At 71.4% G+C, this 1,817-nt stretch carries 1 protein-coding gene; it reads left to right on the forward strand.

Annotation, left to right across the window (positions count from 1 at the left end; genetic code table 11):
* Window positions 1-169: 169 nt before the first annotated feature.
* Window positions 170-1,817, forward strand: a 1,648-nt coding sequence (locus NON22_RS23780; protein ID WP_257389463.1) for an ATP-binding cassette domain-containing protein, incomplete at its 3' end; no start/stop codon positions are given.

The raw sequence follows: 1,817 nt of genomic DNA on the forward strand, positions 1-1,817 counted from the left end.
CCCGCCGCGCCGATCGTGCGGCAGGGGCGGCGGGCTCCGGGCCGGCGACTGCCGGCACGACCGGCGGCCCGTCACGGCCGGCGTCCCTCAGCTGGCGTCCCTCGGACGGTGGGCGCGAACGCGGCCGCGCGCGCTATGCTTCGCGCCCCCGAATCCCGCGGTATCCGCAATGCCCCTGCTGCAACTGCGTCAGGTCGACTACAGCGTCGGCGGTCCTCTGCTGCTCGACCACGTCGATTTCTCCCTGGACGCGAACGAGCGCGTCTGCATCGTCGGCCGCAACGGCGCCGGCAAATCCACCCTGATGAAGCTGATCGCCGGCGAAATCCGCCCCGACGACGGCACCGTCCAGGTCGACGGCGGCACGCGCGTCGCGCGGCTTGCGCAGGAAGTGCCGCAGGCCACGGCCGGTAGCGTGTTCGACGTCGTCGCGCAGGGACTCGGCGAGCTCGGCGCCTGGCTCGCGCAGTTCCACCACCTGAGCCACGCGCTCGACGTGCCCGGCAATACCGAGGCGCTCGCGGCGGTGCAGGCGCGCATCGAAAGCGTGCACGGCTGGGACCTCGATCGCCGCGTCGGCGACGTGCTCGCGCGGCTGGACCTGCCCGAGGACGCCGACTTCGCCGCGCTGTCGGGCGGCATGAAGCGCCGCGTGCTGCTCGCCCAGGCACTCGTGCAGGCGCCCGACGTGCTGCTGCTCGACGAGCCGACCAACCACCTGGACATCGAGTCCATCGCCTGGATGGAAGACTTCCTGCGCCAGTTCCGCGGCAGCATCGTCTTCGTGACCCACGACCGCAGCTTCCTGCGCGCGCTCGCCACGCGCATCGTCGAGATCGACCGCGGCAAGCTCACGAGCTGGCCCGGCGACTACGACAACTACCTGCGCCGGCGCGAGGAGCGCCTGCATGCCGAAGCGCAGGAGAACGCGCGCTTCGACAAGCTGCTCGCGCAGGAGGAAGTCTGGATCCGCCAGGGCATCAAGGCGCGGCGCACGCGCGACGAGGGGCGCGTGCGCCGGCTCAGGCAGATGCGCGTGGAGCGCGCGCAGCGGCGCGAGCTGGCCGGCACGGCGCGCATGGAGCTCGCCGACGCGGCCAGGTCCGGCAAGCGCGTGGTCGAGGCGAAGCACGTCTATTTCGCCTACGAGCGCCGGCCCATGGTCGTGAACTTCTCCTGCAACGTGCAGCGCGGCGACCGCATCGGCATCATCGGCCCGAACGGCTCGGGCAAGACCACCCTGCTGCAGCTGCTGCTCGGCGAACTCGCGCCGGACCGCGGCGAGATCCAGCTCGGCACGAATCTCGAGATCGCCTATTTCGACCAGCACCGCGTGCAGCTGCGCGACGACCTCAGCGCGCTGGACAACGTCGCCGAGGGCCGCGAGTACATCGAGCTCAACGGCTCGCGCAAGCACATCGTCGGCTACCTGCAGGATTTCCTGTTCACGCCCGAACGCGCGCGCGCGCCGATCACGGCGCTGTCCGGCGGCGAGCGCAACCGCCTGCTGCTGGCCAAGCTGTTCGCCAAGCCGTCCAACCTGCTGGTCATGGACGAGCCGACCAACGATCTCGACGTGGAGACCCTGGAGCTGCTCGAAGACCTGCTGACCGACTACGCCGGCACCCTGCTGCTGGTTTCCCACGACCGCGCGTTCATCGACAACGTCGTGACCAGCACCCTGGTGCTCGAAGGCGAGGGCCGCATCGGCGAATACGTCGGCGGCTACAGCGACTGGCTGCGTCAGCGTCCGACGCCGCGCAGCAAGCCGCCGGCCGCGGCGGCCAGACCGGCCGCGCCGGCGCCGGCCGCGGCGG

The organism is Tahibacter caeni (assembly GCF_024609805.1).
Taxonomy (GTDB): domain Bacteria; phylum Pseudomonadota; class Gammaproteobacteria; order Xanthomonadales; family Rhodanobacteraceae; genus Tahibacter; species Tahibacter caeni.